The 23635-nt window shown below is 57.3% G+C and carries 21 protein-coding genes and 1 riboswitch; of the genes, 2 read left to right on the top strand and 19 right to left on the bottom strand.

Annotated elements, in window-relative coordinates; all coding sequences use genetic code 11:
* Positions 1 to 116: 116 nt before the first annotated feature.
* Complete coding sequence (locus HLUCCO03_RS17850; RefSeq protein WP_027830200.1) at positions 117 to 554, bottom strand: hypothetical protein; 438 nt, start codon at positions 552 to 554, stop codon at positions 117 to 119.
* Positions 555 to 950: 396 nt separating this feature from the next.
* On the opposite strand from HLUCCO03_RS17850, the gene HLUCCO03_RS17855 reads away from it, so the two are divergent.
* Complete coding sequence (locus HLUCCO03_RS17855; RefSeq protein ID WP_027830201.1) at positions 951 to 1841, top strand: carbohydrate kinase family protein; 891 nt, start codon at positions 951 to 953, stop codon at positions 1839 to 1841.
* Here the strand turns inward: HLUCCO03_RS17855 and HLUCCO03_RS17860 are convergent.
* Positions 1814 to 2374: a TIGR00730 family Rossman fold protein gene (locus HLUCCO03_RS17860; protein ID WP_027830202.1), complete on the bottom strand. Its 561-nt coding sequence runs from the start codon at positions 2372 to 2374 to the stop codon at positions 1814 to 1816. The genes HLUCCO03_RS17855 and HLUCCO03_RS17860 overlap by 28 nt on opposite strands.
* A 103-nt stretch (positions 2375 to 2477) precedes the next feature.
* Between HLUCCO03_RS17860 and HLUCCO03_RS17865 the strand changes: the two genes are divergently transcribed.
* A complete protein-coding gene (locus HLUCCO03_RS17865) occupies positions 2478 to 3512 on the top strand; it encodes a histone deacetylase family protein (protein ID WP_027830203.1) in 1035 nt (344 codons plus the stop codon).
* Here HLUCCO03_RS17865 and HLUCCO03_RS17870 read toward each other — a convergent pair.
* From HLUCCO03_RS17870 to HLUCCO03_RS17950, 17 genes are all read right to left on the bottom strand, one after another.
* Positions 3507 to 4061 (bottom strand): YgjV family protein, encoded by a 555-nt coding sequence (locus tag HLUCCO03_RS17870; protein WP_027830204.1) that lies wholly within the window; start codon positions 4059 to 4061, stop codon positions 3507 to 3509. The genes HLUCCO03_RS17865 and HLUCCO03_RS17870 overlap by 6 nt on opposite strands.
* Positions 4062 to 4106: 45 nt before the next feature.
* Positions 4107 to 4316, bottom strand: a complete 210-nt coding sequence (locus HLUCCO03_RS17875; protein WP_027830205.1) for a hypothetical protein — start codon at positions 4314 to 4316, stop codon at positions 4107 to 4109.
* 35 nt (positions 4317 to 4351) lie between these two features.
* A complete protein-coding gene (locus HLUCCO03_RS17880; protein ID WP_027830206.1) occupies positions 4352 to 5569 on the bottom strand; it encodes a choline transporter in 1218 nt (405 codons plus the stop codon).
* Positions 5570 to 5794: 225 nt separating this feature from the next.
* On the bottom strand, positions 5795 to 7480 hold the full coding sequence (gene betA, locus HLUCCO03_RS17885) for a choline dehydrogenase (RefSeq protein WP_027830207.1): 1686 nt from the start codon (positions 7478 to 7480) through the stop codon (positions 5795 to 5797).
* A 21-nt stretch (positions 7481 to 7501) separates the two neighbouring features.
* Positions 7502 to 8968 carry a betaine-aldehyde dehydrogenase gene (gene betB, locus HLUCCO03_RS17890; RefSeq protein ID WP_027830208.1) on the bottom strand — a complete coding sequence of 489 codons (1467 nt, stop codon included), beginning with the start codon at positions 8966 to 8968 and terminating at the stop codon, positions 7502 to 7504.
* A 5-nt stretch (positions 8969 to 8973) separates the two neighbouring features.
* Positions 8974 to 9582: a transcriptional regulator BetI gene (gene betI, locus HLUCCO03_RS17895; protein WP_027830209.1), complete on the bottom strand. Its 609-nt coding sequence runs from the start codon at positions 9580 to 9582 to the stop codon at positions 8974 to 8976.
* A 212-nt stretch (positions 9583 to 9794) separates the two neighbouring features.
* Positions 9795 to 10220 carry a hypothetical protein gene (locus tag HLUCCO03_RS17900; RefSeq protein WP_155939847.1) on the bottom strand — a complete coding sequence of 142 codons (426 nt, stop codon included), beginning with the start codon at positions 10218 to 10220 and terminating at the stop codon, positions 9795 to 9797.
* A gap of 285 nt (positions 10221 to 10505) precedes the next feature.
* Positions 10506 to 12092 (bottom strand): alkyl hydroperoxide reductase subunit F, encoded by a 1587-nt coding sequence (gene ahpF, locus HLUCCO03_RS17905; RefSeq protein WP_027830210.1) that lies wholly within the window; start codon positions 12090 to 12092, stop codon positions 10506 to 10508.
* Positions 12093 to 12314: 222 nt separating this feature from the next.
* On the bottom strand, positions 12315 to 12878 hold the full coding sequence (ahpC, locus tag HLUCCO03_RS17910; RefSeq protein ID WP_081813467.1) for an alkyl hydroperoxide reductase subunit C: 564 nt from the start codon (positions 12876 to 12878) through the stop codon (positions 12315 to 12317).
* Between the two features lie 184 nt (positions 12879 to 13062).
* On the bottom strand, positions 13063 to 14010 hold the full coding sequence (locus HLUCCO03_RS17915; RefSeq protein ID WP_027830212.1) for a sodium-dependent bicarbonate transport family permease: 948 nt from the start codon (positions 14008 to 14010) through the stop codon (positions 13063 to 13065).
* A 58-nt stretch (positions 14011 to 14068) separates the two neighbouring features.
* Positions 14069 to 14431 carry a hypothetical protein gene (locus tag HLUCCO03_RS17920; protein ID WP_051603729.1) on the bottom strand — a complete coding sequence of 121 codons (363 nt, stop codon included), beginning with the start codon at positions 14429 to 14431 and terminating at the stop codon, positions 14069 to 14071.
* 76 nt (positions 14432 to 14507) lie between these two features.
* Positions 14508 to 15425, bottom strand: a complete 918-nt coding sequence (locus HLUCCO03_RS17925; protein ID WP_036197107.1) for a LysR family transcriptional regulator — start codon at positions 15423 to 15425, stop codon at positions 14508 to 14510.
* Positions 15426 to 15777: 352 nt separating this feature from the next.
* Complete coding sequence (locus tag HLUCCO03_RS17930; protein ID WP_027830214.1) at positions 15778 to 17259, bottom strand: M48 family metalloprotease; 1482 nt, start codon at positions 17257 to 17259, stop codon at positions 15778 to 15780.
* Positions 17259 to 17615, bottom strand: coding sequence for a hypothetical protein (locus HLUCCO03_RS17935; protein WP_155939849.1), 357 nt, complete (start codon positions 17613 to 17615; stop codon positions 17259 to 17261). Before HLUCCO03_RS17935 ends, HLUCCO03_RS17930 begins: the two co-directional genes overlap by 1 nt.
* Positions 17539 to 19035, bottom strand: a complete 1497-nt coding sequence (locus HLUCCO03_RS17940) for a CHASE2 domain-containing protein (RefSeq protein ID WP_027830216.1) — start codon at positions 19033 to 19035, stop codon at positions 17539 to 17541. The genes HLUCCO03_RS17935 and HLUCCO03_RS17940 overlap by 77 nt, the downstream gene beginning before the upstream one ends.
* Positions 19036 to 19242: 207 nt before the next feature.
* A complete protein-coding gene (locus tag HLUCCO03_RS17945; protein WP_292016771.1) occupies positions 19243 to 20394 on the bottom strand; it encodes a ribonucleotide-diphosphate reductase subunit beta in 1152 nt (383 codons plus the stop codon).
* Positions 20395 to 20433: 39 nt separating this feature from the next.
* Positions 20434 to 23211, bottom strand: coding sequence for a ribonucleoside-diphosphate reductase subunit alpha (locus HLUCCO03_RS17950; RefSeq protein ID WP_027830218.1), 2778 nt, complete (start codon positions 23209 to 23211; stop codon positions 20434 to 20436).
* Positions 23212 to 23430: 219 nt separating this feature from the next.
* Positions 23431 to 23614, bottom strand: a riboswitch (cobalamin riboswitch).
* Positions 23615 to 23635: the final 21 nt, after the last annotated feature.

The following is a 23635-nucleotide window of genomic DNA, read 5'->3' on the forward strand; positions in this document are numbered from 1 at the left end:
AAAGATGATTGTGGTGCTCAATACCATGATCAAAAACCAGGAATCATGGCGAGGTGAAATGGCTTAATTTATCGAATTGACACCACAGTCACTTGTTAACAAGATAAAAGATAGGTTCACCCTTGTGACTCTTCGTCACTGCTAGAGTGCCTGAAAATTCGGAAGTATGCTAAAAGGCAGAAGCCTAAAATCACGCCAATCCAAACAGGTCCCTTTGTACACGCATTGATTTCAGTGACTCCCGTTCTTGAACCTAAAACAATCCCATTACATTTGAAAACCGAACTCACTTCAAAAACATAAGCTGGCCCAAACGCAAGAGCCAACATTGTCGGAGTGAATGACAAGATAAAAATAATGAGTGGGAATATGAACATTGCAATGACAAATAGAAAAAACGGCATTTTGTCCATACATTTATCCATGAGGGAACTCCCCACAGTCCCGGATCTATCGTCTATAAGCACCCCAAGCATGAAGAAAAAAAAGTAAAAACCAAGATAGAGGGCACTACCGACAACCAATCCATGAAAAACAAGAATCAAACCTTCCATGATCTGAACACCTTCCCTATTGTTAACAGCGTATTATACGAACGCATTCGCATATCACCCGTTCGTATAACTCCGCTTTCAGCCGCCCTTCTGGTTCCGGAAAATTTCCTAAAAAACAACCGTTAGCCAGAAACTAACACGGCCACCACCGGAGTTATAAGTCCTCCTCAGTAAATTTTTCATTCCTTTGGGAAGGCGTATAACTCCACGACACTCTCACTCAGCTTCAACACTATCAGAGACTTACAAAGGTTTCCCGCCTTTTCCCTGGAGTTTTGCGAACGCGTTCGTATAACTCCAGGGATAAGACCGTTCCGGGGCGTAGCCGCGGGGAGGAGCCGGGCTCGTTGAATAATGGGTAGGATTACACGATCTTTCAGTCAAGGTGCCCGCTCCATGACCAAACCCATACTGATTATCGGTGGTGTCTCCGTAGACACCGTGATCCAGCTTGATGCACTGCCGCAACCTGTGCCGCAGACAATCTGGCCCAACGAAAGTTATAGAACCCTGGGCAGTACCGGCGCAGGCAAGGCACTGAACCTGTCGGCTTTGGGGCGCCCCGTTATACTGCACTCCCTCCTGGGGCGAGATCAGGAGGGAGGCTTTGCCAGCCGTGCGCTGGGCCTCCCGGGAATCCATTTATTAATTGAAACAACCGATACGCCAACTGAACAGCATGTGAACCTGATGGACCCTCGCGGAGGGCGGATTTCCCTGTTCATCCAGCCGCCTGCGGAACCGGCAACGGTTGACTGGGTTCCGGTGGAGGCTGCCATGCGGGACTGTGAGCTGGCGGTGGTTAACATTCTCGGCTACGCAAAACCGGCGCTGGCCCTGGCAAGAAAAGCGGCCAAACCGGTGTGGACGGACCTGCATGATTACGATGGCCGCAATCCCCATCATCAACCGTTTATCGATGCCGCCAACGTAATTTTCCTGTCCAGCGACAACCTGGTGGACTATCGCGGGTTCATGGAAAAGATGATCAATGAGGGCAAGGAGCTGGTGGTGTGTACCCATGGTGCTGATGGCGCCACCCTCCTCGACCGGAACGGTGACTGGCTGGAGCAGCCTGCGTTTCCGGTCAATGAGGTGCGGGACACCAATGGCGCCGGCGATGCCTTTTTCAGTGGTTTTCTGGTTGGCTACCTGAAGGGCCACAACCGTCAAACCTGCCTTCAACTCGGTGCCGCCTGCGGAGCACTCTGCGTTACGTCACGCTCTCTGGCAACGGAAAACCTGAGTCTCCAGAGCCTTTACGACCATTTACGCGCTGGTGGCTGATAGTTTTCCAGAGCGGATATCAGCGCTTCCGGTTGTTGTTCCACAATCACCATGGCCGCGTATTCTGGCTTGAGGAAGCCAGCACCGGACATCTTGCGGATGAAGGCCAGCAGCTCGTCGTAGTAGCCGTCGACGTTATAGAACGCGCAGGGCTTGTTGTGATAGCCGAGCTGGCCCCAGGTCCAGGCTTCAAAAATCTCATCCATGGTGCCGGGGCCGCCGGGCAGGGCCACGAAAGCATCGGCCATGTCCGCCATCAGGGCCTTGCGCTCGTGCATGGAGGCCACCACGTCCAGCCTGGTGAGGCCCTGGTGGGCCAGTTCCCGGTCACGCAGGGATTCGGGGATAACGCCGTACACCTCCCGGCCACCGGCCAGCACCGCATCGGCAACCACGCCCATCAGCCCCACCTTACCGCCACCGAACACCAGGTCCATGCCCTGGCTGGCCATGTAGTTGCCAAACTCTTCGGCGGCTTCGGCAAAACGTTGGTCATTGCCCCGGCTGGAGCCACAAAAGACAGCGATTTTCATGACGGTTTCCTGCAACTGGATTCGTTGTTTGGTGTGTTGGGCAATATACTGTCAGCAGCCTCAGAATACCTGGTTCACCGACATCAACACGGGCTACCTTCCCATGAAAACCGTTTTTTCACCGTTGCACAACCGCCGCACGGCCACAACCGAGCTGGATGGCGGCATCCTGATCGCGCCCCATGAGAAGCCGTCACGCGCCGAGACCATACTCAGCCGGGTAAAAAAGGAACCGTTGGGAGAGGTGTTACCACCGCAAGAGTTTGGCCTGGGGCCGGTGCTCCGGGTACATACCCGGGATTACGTGGACTTCCTCAGGACAAGCTGGGCAGACTGGACGGCCGAGGGCAAGCCCGGTGAAGCCATTCCCGCCGTGTGGCCTGGCCGCGGCATGCGGCACCGGGTACCGAAAGACATTGATGGCCGCCTGGGTTACTACAGTTTTGCCGCGGAAACCTCCATTACCGAGGGCACCTGGGATGCCGCCTGTGCCTCTGCCAATGTCGCGCTGACCGCCCAGGCGCTGGTGGCCAATGGTGAATCCGCCGCTTTCGCCCTGTGCCGCCCGCCCGGCCATCATGCCCACGCCGATCTGTTCGGTGGCTACTGCTTTTTCAATAACGCTGCCCTGTCCGCCCAGGCGTTCCGGGATCAGGGCGCCACGCGGGTGGCGGTGCTGGATGTGGATTTTCACCACGGCAATGGCACCCAGAGCATTTTCTACCAGCGAAACGACGTGATGACCATCAGCCTTCACGGCGACCCGGATCTGGTGTTTCCCCATTTCCTGGGGTTTGAAGACGAGACCGGGGAAGGCAACGGCGAGGGCTTCAACCTGAACATTGTCTATCCGCCCGGCACGCCTTTTTCCGTCTGGCGCGAAGGCCTGGAAACCGCCTGTCGCAAAATAGAAGATTTTCAACCAGATGCCCTGGTCGTTGCCCTGGGCGTGGACACCTTCGAGGACGACCCGATTTCCTTCTTCAAACTGACGTCGGCAGACTACCTGCTGATGGGCAACCGGCTGGGCAAACTGAACCTGCCCACCCTGTTTACCATGGAAGGCGGTTATGACGTGGATGCCATTGGTGTGAACGTGGTGAATGTGCTGAAAGGCTTTGAAGGCGCCCGGCTATAAACCGGGTTCCTTCAGTTTTTCAAAGGCTTCCGGGTAACGCCGCTTCATCCGGGTAAGCCGGACAATGGTGATGAAATTGGTGACCACCACCATGCCCTCCGCCAGGGTACCGCCCACCGAGCCGATGACGATGTTGTTCAGCATCCAGGCAATGGCAGCAGCCATCAGCATCAGCCGCATGGGAATGTCCCGCAGCATGAACATGCCCACAGTCCCGAAGATGGCGGCGGCGATGGCGAAGAAATCCACCGGGCTGCGCCAGGTCAGTGCTGCTGCCACCAGGTTCACCACCAGCACTGCCAGCATCACCTTCCAACTGCCAAGGTAACGACGGGCCAGCATGATGCGGCCAATCACCAGCAGGCTCAGAATGGCCGCTGTCCAGCTGCCAAACAGCGCAAACTGCGCTGCAAAGGCCACATTGGCGGATATCAGCAGTACCATCAGGCGGTCATCCCGCTTGCTGGCAAAGCCCACGATGCAGAAACCCAGCGCAATCAGGCTGACAACCTGCCCCGCCATGTCGGTATAACTCATCCCCTCAAGCATGACGAATAGAGCCGGATGAGAGTGATGGCTTACAGGAGGGCCGGATCACCTTGTGCGATAATCCGGGTCCGTCCAGCACAGCGGCAGGGATTCCCCGGAGGGGAAGTTCAGGCCGGCCTTCTCGAACAACTCCGGGTCCTGGGCTTCTTCACCGAAGTGCAGGCTACCCTGCACTGTCGATTCGTTGGGATCAAACAGCGCCCTGGTGTCCAGCACTTCGATCATATGACCGGTCGCTTTTTCGGCGAGAAACATAAATCCCTCCCGGATTCCCCTGATGGTGTATGGAACTAGCTCGCTAACTCTATCTTCCTGAAGTCGAGTGTATTCTCTTTGGGTGAGGCTTCAATCCCCATGACCTCTGCACGGCGTTTCATGACAATGTAGACGAAACAGGAGAAGTACATCGCAATAACCAGTGCACCGACCCACTGGATACGCAGGAAATCCAGCTGGAACAGCAGGGTCAGGCCGGACATGGCGATCAGGTTACCGAGATAATACCTGCCCTGGCCCAGCCGCCTGGCAGTGAGGTTCAGGTTATCGGTATACAGCCGGATGAGCGAATCCAGCGAGTTGATCACCATCAGGATACCCACCGAGATCATCGCAACGTTGATAAACGCGGCAATGCTCAGGCCCTCGGCGTGATAGTGGTACAGCACCGAGAACCAGGTTCCGATGGCAATGGACGGAAATACCAGCATGGCGATCATCAGCTGCCAGGTGCGCAGGCCGCTGACAAAGCGGGCAGTGAACTGGCCGATCATGATACTCCAGGAGAACCACCAGAACAGGTAGAACTCGTGGTAGTCGTTCAGCGGCAACATGAAGTGGTGGAGGTTGGTGAAATACTCACCAATCAGGCCCGCGGTGCCGAAGAAGTCCCCCACACTGCCGTTGCCGGTCAGGAAGGCGCGGCCCCACATCAAGCCGATCAGGGCAATGAACAGCCAGCTGGAGCCCAGGCTGAGTATGCGAACGTATTTGAGTTTACTGCTGGAATACACCGCTACCGCAATCGCTGCAAAGACGATCAGGTAGAAGGTGGGCACCACCGTTTCACCGTCACCGATCTCCGGCAGGTACCAGGGCAGATTGACCAGCAGCAGGAAGGCGGTAAAGGCGCAGGTTCCGATAATCACCACATTGTTGACCACTTTAACCAGTGGAATATCGAAGAACTTCACCCGCGGTTCGATCACACAGAAATAGAAACAGGTGAGGAAGTAAAATCCCCAGATCAGGAAGGCCCAGAAGCCGAACTCGATGGCCAGCGGGTTGGCAAAGCCGTATTCCGGGCTCTCCGCCAGATCACCATAGCCGCCGAATTCGGTCAGCGGGAACATGATCAGGCCCACATCCAGGCCAGACGTAAACAGGATGGCAATAAACGTGAAGGTGCGCACCGGCGTTACACCGATGACTTTCAGATCCCACCACTTGAACAGGATCAGCGCGATAGCCGCGAATGTAAAAATCAGGCCTGTGGATAACCAGAGTGTCATACACACCTCCGGCGGCAAGGACTCGTTATTATATCGGACAACATGGGTGTTCCTCCTCTACTTTGAAGCACGTGTTCATTCGAATCGGACACAAACCCCCGCGTTGACGGGTCAACACTTAACTATCGCGCGCTCGTGACGGCACGGTTTTGCTGGCCGCAGCGACGATAGGTAAATCCTGATGGTTTGCATATTACCGGCGGCCGTTGCACCGCCGGGGTATGGTCAGGCGATCTTGCGTCTGGCCTCTCCTGGGCGCTGACGATCCCGCCATTGTTCGTCCATTGCCACGGGGGCGTCGGACGGTTTCAGTGGCTCTATGCCACGAATAAGGTCAGCGGCACGCTCCGCCACCATGATGGTGGGGGCATTGAGGTTGCCGTTGGGTATGATCGGGAAGATGGACGAGTCCACTACCCGCAGTCCGGTCAGGCCATGAACCCGGGTATCCGGGCCTACAACCGCCTGCTCATCCACGCCCATCTTGCAGGTACAGGATGGGTGATAGGCGCTCTCTACCGCCTGGCGCACAAAGGCGTCTATTTCCTCGTCGCTCTGTACATCCACTCCTGGCTGAATTTCCGGGCCCCGGTAGGCGTCCATGGCCGGCTGGTTGATGATTTCCCGGGTCAGCCGTACACAATCACGGAAGCCTTCACGATCGTCTTCATGCTGCAGATAGTTGAACAGGATGCGCGGCGGCTGGCGCGGATCGTCTGACTGCACGTAAACCGAACCACGGCTCTTGGGCTTGTTGTGGCCGATGTGCAGCTGGAAGCCGTCTCCGTTGAAGGCTTCCTTGCCGTCGTAGCGCATGGCCGCGGGCAGAAAGTGATACTGGAGGTCCGGCCACTCCACACCCGCCCTGGAACGGATAAAACCGCAGGACTCGAAATGGTTGGTGGCACCCAGGCCATCCTTCCTCAACAGCCAGCGAACACCGATCTTGAGCTTGTTCCACCAGTCGAGCTTGCCGTTGAGGGACACCGGCTGTTTACAGCGGAACTGGAAGTAGAACTCCAGGTGATCCTGCAGGTTGCCACCCACGCCGGGCAGCTCGTGATTCACCGGAATATCCGCCTGCTCCAGTACCTCCCGGTTCCCGATACCGGAGAGCTGCAGCAGGTGGGGCGAGCCTATGGAGCCGGCACAGAGAATCACTTCCTTGGCAGCCTTCACATCTACCAGTTTGCCTGCTTTCTCATAACGCACACCGGTGGCCTGCTTGCCTTCCAGCAATACCTTGTGAACCAGCGCATGGGTAACAACCGTCAGGTTATCCCGCTCCATGGCGGGGCGCAGGTAGGCATTGGCAGTGGACCAGCGGCGGCCATTCCTGACGGTCATGTGCATGGCACCAAACCCTTCCTGGCGGGCGCCGTTGTAATCGTCGGTGGCGAAATAACCGGCATCCACGCCCGCATCCACAAAGGCCTGGTAGAGCGGGTTCTGCATGTTGTTGCCGTTGTTCACACCGAGGGGGCCCTGATCACCGCGGTAGGTGTCGCCACCGAAGGCCCAGGTTTCCGCCTTCTTGAAATAGGGCAGGCAGTGGCGATAATCCCAGCCATCGGCCCCCTGTTGCTGCCATTCATCAAAGTCACGGGCATGGCCGCGCACGTAAACCATGCCGTTGATGGAAGAGGAACCGCCCAGCACCTTGCCCCGGGGGCAATGCATGCGGCGATTATCCAGGTAGGGCTCCGGCTCGGTTTCGAACTGCCAGGCGTATTTCCTGGTGTTCATGGGAATGGACAGGGCCGTGGGCATCTGGATAAAGATGCTCTTGTCGCTGCCGCCGGTTTCCAGCAGCAGCACCCGGTGGCGGCCATCCTCGGTAAGCCGGTTGGCCAGCACACAACCGGCAGACCCGGCCCCGACAATGATGTAATCGTAGATTGCTTCTTTCATACGCAGCTCCCGCCAGCCCGGTTAAAAAGGGCTGTCTATATCCTCCATGCCCACATACACCGCTTTGAGCTGGGTATAGTGGTCGAGTGTCGCACGGCCGTTTTCGCGGCCAATGCCGGAGAGTTTGTAACCACCCACCGGCATTTCCGCCGGCGAAGCACCGTAACTGTTGATCCAGCAAATGCCCGCCTCAATGCGGTGGATCACCCGGTGGGCGCGGCGGATGTCGTTGGTGAACACCCCGGCGGCCAGGCCGGTGTCGGTGTCGTTGGCCCGGTCCACCACTTCCTCTTCATCGGAGAAGGTCAGTACCGACATGACTGGCCCGAAGATTTCCTCGCGGCAGATGGTCATGTCGTCGGTACAGTCGGTGAAAATGGTGGGCTCCACGAAGTAGCCACCAGGGGCAGAGGCCGGCTTTGCGGCCTTGCCACCATGGCTGAGGGTGGCGCCTTCGGCGATGCCCTTCTCGATGTAGTCCAGCACCAGTTGCTGGTGTTTCTGCGAGATGAGTGCGCCGAAATTGGTTTCCGGATCGGTGGGGTCACCCATGCGGATGTTGTTCAGCGTGCGCTCCAGCAACCGGTCCATGAATTCGGAATAGATGGCCTCGTGCACGAATACCCGGGTGCCGTTGGTGCAGACTTCACCCTGGGTGTAGAAGTTGCCCAGCATGGCAGCCGACACGGCGTTTTCGACATCGGCATCGTCAAAGATGATCAGCGGTGATTTACCACCGAGTTCCATGGTGACATCTTTCAGGGTGGAGGCCGCTGCCGTCATCACCTTCTTGCCGGTGCCCACTTCCCCGGTGAACGACACCTTGGCAATGTCCGGGTGATGGGTCAGCCAGGCACCGACATCGCCAGCACCCTGAACCACATTGAACACGCCAGCCGGCACACCGGCTTCGATAAAGATTTCTGCCAGCTTGAGAGCCCCCATGGGGGTCTCCTCGGACGGTTTGAAAATCATGCTGTTACCCGTGGCCAGAGCCGGAGCAGACTTCCAGCAGGCAATCTGCAGCGGGTAGTTCCAGGCGCCGATACCGGCACAAACGCCCAGAGGTTCCCGGCGGGTGTAGTAGAAGTCGTCCCCAAGGTCCTGCTGGTTACCCTCAACCGACGCTGCCAGGCCGGCAAAATATTCCAGGGTATCGGCACCGGTGACCACATCCACTACCTGTGCTTCCTGCCACGGCTTGCCGGTGTCTTTCACTTCCAGCGCCGCCAGCTCATCGTTGCGCTCCCGCAACAGTGCCACGGCCCGTTGCAGGATCCGGCCACGCTGGGCGCCGGTCATGGCAGACCAGACCCTGAAGCCCGCCCGGGCACTGTCGATGGCCGCCTTGCGGATGCTGTCATCGGCAATTTCCATTTCATAGATCACCTTGCCCGTGGCCGGATTGACCACCGGGAAGGTTTCGCCGGATTCATTGGCCAGGGGCTGGCCATTGATGAAGTTCTGATAACGGGGCAATGCTGTCATGGTGTTCAAGCCTGGGCTGGTGAATTCACGGACGTGTTGAGGGTGTTCAATGCAAATCGCTTACACAGTGTTTCCGCTGCGGCGAAGCCTTCCTGGGGGTCGCTACTCAATGCACTGCGCAGCCAGAAGCCATCGATCATTGCTGCCATCTGGCGGGCAGCTTCAGTGGCAGCCTGTTTCGGCAAACGCTGGGCAAAGGAGTACCTCAGGTTGCTGTACAACCTGGCGTTGTTGATTTGCTGCAGGCGTTGCAGTCCTGGCTCGTGCATGGAGCGGGCCCAGAAGCTGAGCCAGGTTTTTGCTGCCAGGTCAGAGCGCTGGAACTCGGAAAAGTTGGCTTCCACGATGCATTCCAGACGCTGCTCGGGTGAACCGTCGGTGCGGGCCATACGCTCCCGCAGCTCCTTGCCCAGCTGGTCCAGCAGGTAGCGCAGCGCGGCCTCGATCAACTGCTGCTTGCCGCCAAAATAGTGGCTGATAATGCCTGATGACATCCCCGCGCGGCGGCTGATGGAGATGATGGTGGTGTTCTGCAGGCCCAGCTCGGCAATGGACGCCATGGTGGCATCAATCAATTGCTGCTTTCGGGTGTCTTTTACGCCAACAATCGGCATCGCGCTTCTGTCCATCTTTGTTAATTGAACGTTCAATTAAAATAAAGTGTACAGAAAGTAATCGGCCGGATCAACTTGTGAGGGTGTACTCGCTGGCTTACCTGGTGGGCAGGGGAATCCGAGATCTAATCAAAAAAGCGGCCCGAACAGGGCCGCCCAAGCAACATGAATACAACACCAAGGGGCATGGAGCCCCTTACGTCAACGCAGTCTTACCAGCTTTCTTCCTCATCATTCTCCTCGGTTTCTTCCTCATAACCGGGCTGACCACCGGCCTGGGTATCGCCAGACTGCTCGCCGCCCATCGTGCCGGACTGGCCCTGTCCTGTCGTGCCACCCTGTTGGTTGGTGCCAGGCTGGCTTCCGCCTTGCTCGGATGAACCTGATTGAGAGTTGCCTGGTTGAGAATTGCCTGGCTGGGAGGTGCCTTGCTGAGACGTACCCTGCTGTGATGTCCCCTGTTCCGAATTACCGGGCTGGGAGGTACCGGACTGTGAAGTACCAGGCTGGGTAGTTTGTTCCGATTGGGTAGAGCCTGAGGTAGAGGGCTGAGCAGACTCGTCGTCAGGGTTGGCATGGGCCAGTGAAGTCGCAAAAAGAAATGCAGAACTCAACAGTGCAACGCGTTTTAGTGACATGGTTTCCTTCCTCGTTTGTCATGAATGCGCGCGCACCATGACAGACAGAAAAACCACTCGTCATTGCCATACAATTAGCGTTTAATTACAAAGGGTTAAATGCATATAACCTGGACACAAACCGTAGCCGGATGCCTGAAGAATAACCCGGTTACAACGCCTCACGGCAGGGGCCTCCCTGTACCCCTGCCATCGGCGCCTGGATGATGGGCAGGTCGATCCCGAGAAGTGATTGCAGTGTCATATCCGTATCCTCTCCAATCACGGTTTCCGGGGTTAAGGGGGTCAGGCGGCCTGATCGTCCTCATCTTCGGCCGAGTTGCGGATCAGGAAGTCGAACGCACTCAGTGCAGCCTTGGAGCCTTCACCCATGGAAATCACGATCTGCTTGTAGGGCACAGTGGTGGCATCGCCCGCCGCAAAAACGCCGGGAATGGACGTTTCGTTACGGTCGTTGACGATGATCTCGCCATGCTGACTCAGCTCGATATCACCCTTCAGCCACTCGGTGTTCGGCACCAGGCCAATCTGGACAAACACACCTTCCAGCGACACGTGATGGCTCTCACCGGTGTTACGGTCAGTATACTGCAGGCCGTTGACCTTGCCATTCTCACCGGTGATTTCGGTGGTCTGCCCGGAGGTAATGATTTCCACGTTGTTCAGGCTGCGCAGTTTCTTCTGCAGCACCTCATCGGCACGCATTTGTGCGCCGAACTCGATCAGTGTCACGTGGCCGACAATACCGGCCAGGTCGATGGCCGCTTCCACACCGGAGTTGCCGCCACCGATCACCGCCACCCGCTTGCCCTTGAACAATGGGCCGTCACAGTGGGGGCAATAGGCCACGCCCTTGTTGCGGTATTCCTCTTCGCCGGGCACGCCCATCTGGCGCCAGCGGGCACCGGTGGAAAGAACCACTGTGCGGGCTTTCAGAGACGCGCCATTGGCCAGGCGAACCTCGTGCAGGCCACCCCTGCGGGCCGCCGGAATCAGCTTTTCCGCACGCTGCAGGTTCATGATGTCCACGTCGTACTCTTTTACGTGCTGCTCCATGGCCGAGACCAGTTTCGGGCCTTCTGTGTAGGGCACGGAAATCAGGTTCTCGATGCCCATGGTGTCCGCCACCTGGCCACCGAAGCGCTCGGCAGCAATACCGGTGGAGATACCCTTACGGGCAGCATAGATGGCTGCCGAGGAACCGGCGGGGCCACCACCAATGACGAGCACCTCGAACGGATCCTTGTGCCTGAGCTTTTCTGCTTCGCGGGCATCGGAGTTGGTGTCCAGTTTGGCGACGATCTCTTCCAGCGTCATTCGACCCTGGCCAAAGTTCTCGCCGTTGAGGTAAACGCTGGGCACGGCCATCACTTCGCGCTTTTCGACTTCGTCCTGGAACAGGGCGCCATCAATAGACGTGTGCCTGATCTTCGGGTTGAGCACGCTCATCAGGTTCAGGGCCTGCACCACGTCCGGGCAGTTCTGGCACGACAGGGAGAAATAGGTCTCGAATTCAAATTCGCCGTCCAGGGACTGAACCTGCTCGATCACTTCCTGGCTCGCCTTCGAGGGGTGGCCACCCACCTGCAACAGCGCCAGCACCAGTGACGTGAACTCGTGGCCCATGGGAATGCCGGCAAACCGCACGCCAATGTCTGTGCCCACACGGTTGATAGCAAAAGACGGGCGGCGGACGTCGGGATCTTCTTCCGTGCGCAGGCTGATTTTCTCTGACATGGGCTCCAGCTCGTCCAGCAGCTGCTTCAGCTCTTGGGACTTTTTGCTGTCGTCATAGGCCGCAACCAGCTCGATCGGTTGCTGCAGCTTTTCCATGTAGGCTTTCAATTGCTCCTTGATACTGGCATCCAACATGCGTTTTCTTCCCCTCTGAATATTGTGAAACTGAATGTGCAGACTAAGTCTGAGTCATAAATCGAATAGGTGGGAACGATACGGCCCGGCCAGGCAGAGCTCAAATTAATTGATCCAAAGTATTTGATAGGCCATTGCTATTCTATGCGCCAAATCAATCACATAGACACGAAGAAGGCCCGCAAAGCGGGCCCTCTTACAGGTTTCACTGGTGCCGAAACCTTAGATCTTGCCGACCAAGTCCAGTGACGGAGCCAGAGTCTCTTCGCCTTCTTTCCACTTGGCCGGGCATACTTCGCCGGGATGGTTACGAACATACTGTGCGGCTTTTACCTTACGCATCAGGTCGTCCGCGTCGCGGCCGATACCTTCGGCGGTGATTTCCATCGCCTGGATAACGCCATCCGGATCGATCAGGAAAGTAGCACGGTCTGCCAGGCCCTGGCCTTCACGCATTACACCGAAGTTGTTGGTGATGGTGCCGGTCTGGTCGCCAACCATGAAATAGTTGATCTTGCCGATGGTCTCGGAGCTGTCGTGCCATGCCTTGTGGGTGAAGTGTGTGTCGGTGGACACAGAGAATACTTCCACACCCAGCTTCTGGAGCTCTTCGTACTTGTCTGCCACGTCGCCCAGCTCGGTCGGGCACACAAAGGTGAAATCAGCCGGGTAAAAGAAAAATACTGCCCACTTACCTTTTACATCGGCTTCGGAAATTTCAACAAACTCGCCCTGCTTGAAGGCGGTTGCGTTGAACGGCTTAATTTCGCTGTTAATCATACCCATACGAGAATTCTCCAGTTGGTTAATGTTGGCAATGGCTAACTTGGGCCGCACAAACTACTGGTGCGACCAGAAACATTCAAATTGATTGTTTTTAATTATTCGATAGGAAACTGCTATTTTATTTTCGGGGCCTGGACGCACTGCGCAAACAGGCGTCCGGAGGGTTCGCTCCCGAGGCTGCGGATCAGGCCGTCAGAAGCTCCAGGAAATAACTGTATAACCCGATACCAATCAATACGTTGAAGGGGAAGGTTACGCCCAGAGACGCCAGCATGGCCAGCCCGATGTCTGCCTCGGGGATAGCATGCCTCACGGCGACCGGCGCTGCAATATAGGAAGCGCTGGCGGTGAGAGCGCCGAGGATGACTATGGTACCCGGCTCCAGCCCCAACCACAGGCCTGTGGCCAGCCCCGGCAGGGAAAGGATCGGCGGCATGCAGAGGGCAAATGCAATCAGCCGCCAATGGCGGAGCTGGATCTTGCGCAGGGTTTCTGCGGCAACCAGCCCCATTTCCAGCAGGAACAGGGAGAGTACCAGTGAAAACGCACCCGTCAGCGGCGCCGTAACCCCATCACCCTGGTCGGGCCCGTAGAGAATGCCGATAACCACGCCCCCGACCAGCAACACCACACTGCGGTTGGTCAGGGTTTCCTGCCACAGGGGTGTGCCGGTACTGCTTGTCTGGGCCGTTCCCTGAGTGTATCGCCGATACAGCCAGAGCCCGGTCAGAATCGCCGGTAATTCCAGCAGTACCAGGTAAAGGGTTACCTGCCCGCCAGTGTCCAAACCCCGGGATTCCACCCAGGCCAGTGCCACGGCGAAGGTACCGGCGCTGACGGAGCCATAATGGGCGCAGAAACTGGCGGCATCCGCCACGTTCAGGCGAACCAGATGCCGGAGCATCGGAAACAGTATCAGGGGAATGGCAAAGCCCAGCGCCATGATCGCCAGCACTTCGGCCACCAGCCCCCAGTGCAGATTGCCGTGCAGGGCCATGCCGCCCTTGAGGCCGATGGTCAGCATCAGCAGGAGGCTGAGAATATCGTAAGCGGCTTTGGGGATAGTCAGGTCCGAGCGCAGGGTTCCCGCTATGACGCCAAGCAGGAAGAACATCACGATGATGTCTGGCATGAATCCGAAACTCCAATAAAAAAGGGGCCCCGCAGGGCCCCCGAAAAGCTGGTGCCTGTCAGGCAGTCCCCACCTGCTGTCTGGCTGAATGAAACAGAATCCCGTTGGTCTGCCGGTTCGGCGCAACCACTTCGCCCGCTGGTACTTCAGCCACCTCAAAGACATGGTAAGCCTCAGGGCCGAACGGGTCGAGTGCGGTATCCAGATACTGGTAGCTGACAGGTACCGGGTCGCCCGAGTACACCACGACAAATTGACGCTCTACCACCGGAATGGTGACGTTCAGTGGCTGTTCCACCCACAGGAAGACACCCTTCTGGGGCACGACGTATTCGCAGCGAACCACGCGGTATCCTTCCCGTAGCTTCAGCGTATTGGCTTCTTTGCCGCATTCAAGGCGGAATTTGTGGATCGTTTTCATGGCCGGTTCTCCTTCTGAAGGACTCCCTGCCATCATCCACAAACAATCATTCGGAAGGAATGTCGTTTTTTCTGGTTTATAGTTCGTTTTTTTCGATCTTATCATCCAGTTCAGGACGTTCCCGCAATAACTCGGTCACCGCGGCATTATGGCTGCCCCTGGCACGGGTCACCCCGTACAGGGTGTCCCTGACCTCGTGGATACTGGCCACATGCACCACCTGGTACTGGCGGCACACCTCATCACGGATTGCCGTGGGTGCGGCGAAGTATCCCAGCCCTTCCCGCCCGAATACCTTGATCAGGGCACTGTCGTCCACTTCCGCCACCACTTTCACCCGGATGTTCTGGCTGGAGAACCAGTTCATCAGGGCGCTGATATACGGGGCATCAAGAGAGGTTGCCAGAAAGGGTTGCCGGTCAAGACTGGCGGGAAAATCCGCTGACAAGGTCGCCGCCAGTGCCGGCGCCGCGAACAGCGACATGGAAGAGCTCGCCAGCCGATGGCTGCGAAAATGGCCGGCCTCACCTGATGAAGGTTGCCGGTCAGTCAGTACGATATCGAGTTCACGCTGGCCAAGGCGTTTCAGCAGTTCGGTGGTATCGCCGGAGCGGCAGCTCAGTCGCACCTCACGGGAGAGAGACAGCGCAGGCGCCGTCAGATGATACGCAATCAGTTTGTGGATCGAGGCAGCAATGCCGACAGACAGGCTCAGGGGTCTGTTTTCCGGTGGTTGCCGGAGCACGTCCGTCAGCGCCTGGGCGGTCTGGAACATGTCGTCGGCGTAGCTGAACACCGTCTGGCCAAAGTCCGTCAGTTGCAGCGCCCGGTTGGCGCGCCGGAAAAGGGCATTGCCCAGGGCGGATTCAAAGGTCGCAAGCTGGCCACTGAGGGTCTGTGGTGTCAGGTCCAGGCTTTCTGCTGCCTTCACAATGGAGCCGTCACGGGCAATCACCCAGAAGTAATAGAGGTGGCGAAGGTTCAGATTATCCATGGCTGACGTTACTCACTGTTTGACCGGCGGCCCCAATCATACTGAAGCAAAGCCCGCTCCGCACTGGGCCCTATAGTAAGAATGGAACAGATTGCGAGTGTCAGTAGGTGCTTTTTCATGGTTACGTCCTCCTGTTTTTACCCTTTTCGGGTGGCTTTCATCAGGAGGACGGTTGGGCAAAGTATTTATTCCGCCATGTGTTCAATTTTCCAGACTGCTGCGCATATGTCCGGACGTTACTTCCTTCCCAAAGGAGGTTTCGTAACCGGTAAACACTGCGCCACACTTATCAACATCTCGTCACAATGTAGCCGCAGCGTCGATCCTCCGCCTTACTCAACGATACTCACCTTTACTGCTCAGACGTTGCCAATATCTGGTAAAAACTGCGGTTGCGCTGCAGTGCCTGCTTTGCCAACTCACACCTCTCACGAACGGTTACTTTTCCGGTGCCGGCGACGCACAATTTTTCATTCAGTTTGTCGTGCAGGGGCACCTCGTAACGCCTGGAGAGGTAATATTTATCCGCTACATAAGCATCCGGCAGGTCCAGTTCAACCAGTCTGGTGACGGCCTTGTGCATCAGAGATTTTCGTGTCTGATCGTTGACTGCCGCGTACTGATCCAGAAATCGCGTGGCTTCACTTAACACACTGAAGGTGGGGTTTGGGCTCTCAATGAAGGCTACGGCCATTTGTCCGGCTTCTTTCTGGTCGCCTCGACTGACCAGCCCGCGAAACTTAATCAGTTGCAAGTGGAGATTCTCCGGCTCCTGTGCCAGTGCACGATCAACCAGCGCAGCGTATGCAGGGCTTGCGGGCTCCAGCTCATTCAGGGCCCTCAACGAAGTCACCGGCTTCAGTACGTTGAGGTCAAGCCCGAGTGATGTGAAAGACCGTGCCAGGGTAGCGCCCTCAAGGCCATAGATAACAGACCGCACAATCTGACGGCGGTCTTCCGAGGAAAGGTATTCCCGGCCGCCCATGTCGTTGGACACCGACTTCAGCCAGTTCTGTACCTGATTGTCACTGATCTCGATTTCTTCTTTTTTAATTTTTCTGGCGGCTACGGCCCCCATCTCTTCATAGGCACTGCCGGCTACCGGTACCTCATCGCTCCCCTTTTTGAGCTTGGTCAGCATGGCAATCATTGCCATTGGGCTATAGCGGGATTTCTCCAGTATTTTCGCCGCCAGTAAATCGGCTTCCGTTTCCTGTCTGCGATTCCACTGGGTAAAGCCTGCCGCAGCCACCAAGGCGTCCGTTGACCCGCCCATGCGCATGGTCGTTTTTTTGGCATCCTCGTCATCACTGAATATGGAAATAGCTTGGGCCAGGTCTGTCAGGCCTTTTGTGGCAGACTGCATTCTGTTTTTTTCGTGATGATCCAGCCAAAGGTGGGAAAGTTCGTGGGCGATGAGTGCCGCCAGTTCATCCCGGGAATCCAGATATTCGAGAGTGCCTGTCTGGATCACGATGGTGCCATGTGGATAGGTAAAGCCGCCAAAACTGAAACTGGGGCCGAGGCGCACCTGACACTGGCAGGGCTCGCCTCTCCAGGTTTGCGAGAGTTCTTCGGCAATGGCCTGGAGTTCCGCCGTAATCGGGGCCGCCACCAAGGGTGCGACACTGTCGCTTCGTAACGCGATGACATCGGCTGCCGGATCACGGCCGGTGGCCGAGTGCTCTTCCGACCGTGAAACCAGTTCTTCCAGATGCTTTTGACGCAATTCAGTATCTTCGGACCATTGCTCGGATTCGTAGGGGGAACTGCTGCAGCCGGCCAACACCAGGCCAGTCAACAGAATCAGCCCCGGAAACAGATAACGTGCCATCACTCACACTCCTCATCTACGCCCCGTGCGCTGGCTATGCGATAGTCATCTGCGAAGACAGCCTGCGACTGATCGCAGACGATGACGCGTTTCTTGCTTTGGTTAGTTACCACCTCCGGCACGTAAACCCTGTACTCCTCTTCGTTCGGGCCCATAAAGAGGTACTGGCCTCCTTCCATGCCAGTAATATCGAATGGGGGCTTGCTGCCAAGCTTGCTTAACGGCACCAGCGAACCATCAGGAGCCGTAACAAGGGCATGTTCCTCATCATGGAATTTTTCAATTCGCGGGGAGTCGGCTGTTATAGGACTGCTCCACACAAACAACAGGCTCAGCACGGGCAAGTATTTTTTCATGCTCCATCTCCTTTCGCTCCTTACGAACGACAATGATCAAAAGTGGTATCAAGCCGATCAGATCCGCCAATGGCCCGGGAGTCCGGTGGAACTGGATTGCCAGCGCATACATCGTGGACAGCAGAACCAGAGCGAGCAGAATTTCTCCTATTTCCAGCACCAACTCAGGAATCTCGAGGGGACGCTCTACCTGCCAGCGCCATCTCCGGACACGCCTTGTCAGAAACACCATAACCATCAGCAGTGCAGGCCAGGCCATCAGTACATCGACGGGTAAGGTTTCTTGGGGTTTCCCGACAAACCCAAGGTTGAGCTCTAAGCCGAAGGGCCTGAAATAATCCGAACCGTAATGCAGCAAATTGCGCAGTGCCTCCGCATGGAGGTAAACACCGGACAAACGGCCGGGTATAGGCGGGTCGAACAGGTCTCTCGCCGAGGGCAGCGAGACGCCCACCACTGCAATTCTCTGCCTTCCAGGCTCAATGTCATTAAAAAACGAGTCACAGTCCGGTGCGGTACACAAAACATCTCCTAGAGTGGCCGTAGGAATCGGCGGACATGTGGCTCGGGCATTATCATCAAGCGTTTCGTTTCCAATCAGGTTCCGACCAAAGACGGCTAAAGATTCACGCCAGGCCGAACTCCGGTCAGGCGACTGACAACCCAGTGACCCTGACATGCGATCAGCGGGCATTCCCCAGTTCAGGTGCATACCAGGAAGTGTTGGCAAGAACTCAGCGTTTTCAGGCCCGGACAGATCATGATCACACCCTGACCACTGCGTTTGCCGGCAATATGCCTGGTAGCCTTCGAATGCCAGGGTCGACATGCGGCTGCCGTTCGGAAATTCATGGCTCAGAGGGTAAACATCGCCATGACTGGCCCAACCGGTCAGGCCCTGCCCGGAAGCCGACTGCACCAGTGGCAGCATCGACTCCTCAATGTCGTCAGGATCTGATCCAGCACTGAGAATCACGTTCATCCCAACCTGTTCTCGGAAATAGGTCAGGCGATCAACCAGAGCGTCGAAGGTGTCATCAAGATTGCGGACACGGTAGAAAGTGATATCAAGGAGAACAGTCCCGTAGCCTCGTCTGCGCAGGGCATCAATCAGCACGAGGTGATCGCTGTAGGCTAACGGCCAGTCGTTCGCCCTCAGGTAGCCGACATCTTCCGCGGAAAGTGCTCGGATAGACGCATCATCAATAAGAATCACATCGACGAGATCGGCCGAACTCTCTTCCAGATCACGAGTGTAGAAAGGCGAGACCATTCGGTCGAAAGCGTTGGTAACCGCCTTACTGGTGGTGGTGCCTACACCGAAAGGATCCACTATTACCAGTACATACCCCACCATCAGCACCACCCAGTGGCGCCGAAGTGCTTTCAGTGCTGACAGCAGCTTATTGATGACAAACACGCTGGCCTCCGCATCGGGACAGGATCCCGGGCAGCCCGCACTGCGGAAGCGAGCTATTCAAGAGTGCTTAGTCAGGCAAGTTTCGAGCCCTTGGTTAATTTTTGATCTAATGACGAGTGGTTAGAGAATGGGCATCCAATCCGACCTCAAGAAGATGTAAAGTATATTGACGTTTTCCAAAGTCCGAACATCGCCGAGCCGAGAAAGCTACCATTCCAGCTGGGCACCGGTCTGGTATTCGATCACCCGGGTTTCGAAGAAGTTCTTCTCCTTGCGCATGGTGGCCTGCTCGTCCAGCCAGGGCGACACGTTCTTCGCCCCCGGGAACGGCTCTTCGAGGCCGACGGTTCTGGCCCTGCGGTTGGCTACGAAGCGGAATTGCTCGCTGTGGTAGTCGGCGGAGTAGCCGAGGATCGGATCGCGAAGGATGTAGTTGGCGTAGGCGGTTTCGGCGGCTTCGGACTCGTCCCACATATCCCGTACGGCTTTGGGATCAAGGGTGATGTTCTCTTCTTCCAGGATCTGGTTGACCACTTTCAGGCCGAAGGAGAAATGCATGGCCTCGTCCCGCAGGATGTATTGCAGCTGTTCGCCGGTACCCCGCATCAGGCCACGGCGCTGCAGGGCAAAGATGGGGCTGAAACCATTGTAGAACCAGGCACCCTCGAACACCGCCGCAAAGAACAGGTAGGACATGATGAATTCCTGCAGGTCATCCCGGTTGCGCAGGTTCAGGTCCGAGCGCATGGCCGCATCGAGCCGGCGGTTGGCCATCTGGATCTTGCCGTTGATGGCAGGCACTACCCGGTAGCGGTTATAGATTTCACTCTGGTCCAGGTTCAGGGTTTCGATGCAGTGCTGATAGGCCCAGGTGTGCATGGCTTCCTCGTACACCTGGCGGGCCTGGTAGATCTGCAGTTCCGGCGCGCTCATTTTCTCCATCACTGCCAGGCCGATGTTGCGCATGGCCAGGATGTCGGAGGTGGTGAGATAGGCCAGCACGTTCTCATACACGTGCTTTTCCGGCGCCGACAGGCGGTGGTGGTAGTCGTGAACGTCCTGGGCCATGTTCACGTCCAGCGGCGTCCAGTGGTTCTTGTTGGCGTTCATGAAGTACTCCCAGGCCCAGGGGTACTTGAACGGCGCCAGCTGGTTGATGTCGGTTTCGCCGTTGATGACGCGCTTGTCGTCGACGTTGACGGGGGCCGGGCCTTCTGAGTTGGCGGGGCTGGTTTGGGTGGTTGGTTCGTCGTCCCAGTTGAGCATGGCATTGTCTCGTTTTGATGTATGGGCTTTGTAGGTCGGATTAGCGACGCGTAATCCGACATTTGCTGATGTCCGCTGCCTCCGCTGTCGGATTACGCTTCGCTAATCCGACCTACGGGTGTGGCCTGCAGGTTATTGGCAAGCCTCACAGTCCGGCTCGTCGATGCTGCACACCTGCGGCTGTGGCGCCGCCACCGGGGCGGTTTTCTCGGCGCCGGTGGCGCCCAGGGAGCGCAGGTAATAGGTGGTTTTCAGGCCGCGCTCCCAGGCCAGCTGGTACAGGGCATCCAGTTTTTTGCCACTGGGTTCGGCCATGTAGAGGTTCAGGCTCTGGGCCTGATCCAGCCACTTCTGGCGTCTTGCGGCCGCTTCCACCAGCCAGCGGGGGTCGATTTCAAACGCCGTGGCGTATCGGGCTTTCAGCTCATTCGGAATGCGGTCGATCTGTTGCACGCTGCCATCAAAGTACTTCAGGTCATTGACCATCACGTTATCCCACAGGCCCTCGGCCTTGAGGTCACGGACCAGGGAGGGGTTCACCACGGTGAACTCGCCGGACAGGTTCGATTTCACGAACAGGTTCTGGTACGCCGGCTCGATGGACTGTGATACCCCCACGATGTTGGAGATGGTTGCCGTCGGTGCAATGGCCATGACGTTGCTGTTGCGCATGCCATTCGTTGCAATCAACTCGCGTACCGGGGTCCAGTCAAGGCGGCTGTTGGTGTTGAGGTTAAGGCCTCCTTCCCGCCGGTTTTCCTTCAGCAGCTTGATGGAATCGATAGGCAGGATGCTCTGGTGCCAGAGTGAACCTTCATAGGTCTCATAGGCACCGCGCTCGCCCGCCAGGGTGGCCGATGCACGGATGGCAAAGTAGCTGATCTGTTCCATGGCCAGGTCGGCAAACTCCACCGCCTCCGGGCTGGTATAGGGCAGGTTGAGCTGGTACAGCGCATCCTGGAATCCCATCAGGCCCAGGCCCACCGGACGGTGCTTGAAGTTGGAGTTTCTGGCCTGGGGTACGGCGTAGTAGTTGATGTCCACAACGTTATCGAGCATGCGTACCGCCGTACTGACCGTGCGCTCCAGATGCTTCACATCCAGCTCGCCGTCGCGGATGTGGGCCGCCAGGTTGATGGAGCCCAGGTTACACACGGCAATTTCGTCAGCGCTGGTGTTCAGGGTGATCTCGGTACACAGGTTGGAGCTGTGCACCACGCCCCGGTGCTGCTGGGGTGAGCGCAGGTTGCAGGGGTCCTTGAAAGTAATCCACGGATGCCCGGTCTCGAACAGCACCGTGAGCATCTTGCGCCAGAGCTGTTTTGCCGGAATGGTTTTGAACAGTTTAATCCTGCCTTGACCGGCGAGGGCCTCGTAATGCTCGTAACGCTCACGGAACGCGTTGCCGTAGAGATCGTGGAGGTCCGGTACGTCGCTGGGGGAGAACAGCGTCCAGTCTTTATCCTCGCGCATACGCTCGATCAGCAGGTCCGGCACCCAGTTGGCGGTATTCATATCGTGGGTGCGGCGGCGTTCATCACCGGTGTTCTTGCGCAGCTCCAGGAATTCCTCGATATCCAGGTGCCAGCTCTCCAGGTAGGCGCACACCGCGCCCTTGCGCTTGCCCCCCTGGTTGACGGCCACCGCGGTGTCGTTGACCACTTTCAGGAACGGCACCACACCCTGGCTGCTGCCGTTGGTGCCCTTGATGTGGGAACCCAGTGCCCGCACCGGTGTCCAGTCGTTGCCCAGGCCGCCGGCCCACTTTGATAGCATGGCATTGTCGCGGATGGCACCGTAGATCCCTTCCAGGTCGTCCTGCACCGTTGTCAGGTAACAGGATGAAAGCTGGGAATGTTGTGTGCCGCTGTTGAACAACGTGGGTGTGGATGCCATGTAGTCGAACGACGACAACAGATCATAGAACTCGATGGCCCGGGCGTTGGGGTCATCCTCCTGCAGGGCCAGGCCCATGGCCACGCGCATGAAAAAGACCTGGGGCAGTTCCAGGCGGTCACCGTTCCAGTTCACGAAGTAACGGTCGTAGAGGGTCTGCAGGCCCAGGAAGCCGAACTGAAAGTCGCGCTCCGGCCGCAGGGCTTCACCCAGGCGCGCCAGATCATAGGCTGCCATGGCCTCATCCAGCAGATCATGGCGAATTCCCTGGTGAATGAACGCACTCAGGGCCTGTGGATAAACCTCCGCCAGTGAAAGACCCAGGGGCAGTTCCAGGGCCGTGGCGGTTTCCAGCCGCAGCTGTTCCAGCAGCAGCCGCGCCGTCACGGCACTGTAATCCGGCTCCTGCTCGATGCGGCCACGGGCCGTCATGATCAGAGCGGACAGCACTTCTTCCTCGGCAATACCGTCGTAGAGGTTCCGCAGGGCTCCTTCCACCAGGGATTCACCATCAATACCGTCGAGCCCGGTGGCAGCCTGCTCCACCTGTTGCTTCATCAGGCCCAGGTCCAGGGGAGCAATGCTGCCATCCGCCTTCTTCACCGTCAGGTGCGGATGGGCTTCCATCGGCTCGTCAATGGCACGCTGGCGGGCATGATCTTCCCGGTACAGCACATAGGCCCGGGCCACTTTCTGCTCCTCCGCCCGCATCAGGGCCAGCTCCACCTGGTCCTGGATGTCTTCGATGTGCACTTTACCGCCAGCCTTCAGGCGGCGGCTGATGGCCTGAATCACCTGGTGGGTAACCCGTTCCACGGAATCATGAATGCGGGCAGAGCCGGCGGCTTCATTACCTTCCACAGCAAGAAAGGCCTTGGTAACGGCCACACTGATTTTGGCGGGATCGAATCCAACCAGGGTTCCATTGCGTTTAATAACCTGAAGGGAGGCGGTATCGGTTGGCTCGGTATCCCGGTGTGGGGCCCGAGGTTCGGCCAGGGTAGCGGTGGACATGTCGGTTCTCCTGAATACGCGTGGTTTCCATGTCCTTCGCGCAGGCAGAGAGAATCGGCGGGCAAGACCGCAGGTCCGCATCGGCACACGTAGGTCGGATTAGCGAAGCGTAATCCGACAGACACGGCCATGATCGGATTCCGGTGTCGGATTACGCTTCGCTAATCCGACCTACAGGGTCGATCTACGGTTCTGCAACTCTGCTCACCTTATACGCGAAGGTGCAGTTGTATCCCTGGCAGGTCTTCGGACTCAGGGGCGTGAACTTTTTCAGTTCGGCCTTGCGTGGCGACTTCCCGGCGTTGACCAGTGTCTTTGTGCCACGCTTGTTCCCCAATACCGCTGCGCGTCAGTTCCGGATTCTCACCGGATTCCCGGTACCACCGTGACGGCGGTTAATGATTGATTAACCTATGATCACTAT

This window comes from Marinobacter sp. HL-58, from assembly GCF_001314605.1.
In the GTDB taxonomy this organism is placed as follows: domain Bacteria; phylum Pseudomonadota; class Gammaproteobacteria; order Pseudomonadales; family Oleiphilaceae; genus Marinobacter.

Coding starts and splice junctions, on each gene's coding strand:
- ahpC (WP_081813467.1), bottom strand. CDS start 12,878: ATGGGTATGATTAACAGCGAAATTAAGCCGTTCAACGCAACCGCCTTC.
- HLUCCO03_RS17950 (WP_027830218.1), bottom strand. CDS start 23,211: ATGTCCACCGCTACCCTGGCCGAACCTCGGGCCCCACACCGGGATACC.
- HLUCCO03_RS17900 (WP_155939847.1), bottom strand. CDS start 10,220: ATGTCACTAAAACGCGTTGCACTGTTGAGTTCTGCATTTCTTTTTGCG.
- HLUCCO03_RS17925 (WP_036197107.1), bottom strand. CDS start 15,425: ATGGATAATCTGAACCTTCGCCACCTCTATTACTTCTGGGTGATTGCC.
- HLUCCO03_RS17920 (WP_051603729.1), bottom strand. CDS start 14,431: ATGAAAACGATCCACAAATTCCGCCTTGAATGCGGCAAAGAAGCCAAT.
- betI (WP_027830209.1), bottom strand. CDS start 9,582: ATGCCGATTGTTGGCGTAAAAGACACCCGAAAGCAGCAATTGATTGAT.
- HLUCCO03_RS17850 (WP_027830200.1), bottom strand. CDS start 554: ATGGAAGGTTTGATTCTTGTTTTTCATGGATTGGTTGTCGGTAGTGCC.
- ahpF (WP_027830210.1), bottom strand. CDS start 12,092: ATGTTGGATGCCAGTATCAAGGAGCAATTGAAAGCCTACATGGAAAAG.
- betA (WP_027830207.1), bottom strand. CDS start 7,480: ATGAAAGAAGCAATCTACGATTACATCATTGTCGGGGCCGGGTCTGCC.
- HLUCCO03_RS17880 (WP_027830206.1), bottom strand. CDS start 5,569: ATGACACTCTGGTTATCCACAGGCCTGATTTTTACATTCGCGGCTATC.
- HLUCCO03_RS17860 (WP_027830202.1), bottom strand. CDS start 2,374: ATGAAAATCGCTGTCTTTTGTGGCTCCAGCCGGGGCAATGACCAACGT.
- HLUCCO03_RS17875 (WP_027830205.1), bottom strand. CDS start 4,316: ATGTTTCTCGCCGAAAAAGCGACCGGTCATATGATCGAAGTGCTGGAC.
- betB (WP_027830208.1), bottom strand. CDS start 8,968: ATGACAGCATTGCCCCGTTATCAGAACTTCATCAATGGCCAGCCCCTG.
- HLUCCO03_RS17865 (WP_027830203.1), top strand. CDS start 2,478: ATGAAAACCGTTTTTTCACCGTTGCACAACCGCCGCACGGCCACAACC.
- HLUCCO03_RS17935 (WP_155939849.1), bottom strand. CDS start 17,615: ATGAAAAAATACTTGCCCGTGCTGAGCCTGTTGTTTGTGTGGAGCAGT.
- HLUCCO03_RS17870 (WP_027830204.1), bottom strand. CDS start 4,061: ATGCTTGAGGGGATGAGTTATACCGACATGGCGGGGCAGGTTGTCAGC.
- HLUCCO03_RS17855 (WP_027830201.1), top strand. CDS start 951: ATGACCAAACCCATACTGATTATCGGTGGTGTCTCCGTAGACACCGTG.
- HLUCCO03_RS17930 (WP_027830214.1), bottom strand. CDS start 17,259: ATGGCACGTTATCTGTTTCCGGGGCTGATTCTGTTGACTGGCCTGGTG.
- HLUCCO03_RS17915 (WP_027830212.1), bottom strand. CDS start 14,010: ATGCCAGACATCATCGTGATGTTCTTCCTGCTTGGCGTCATAGCGGGA.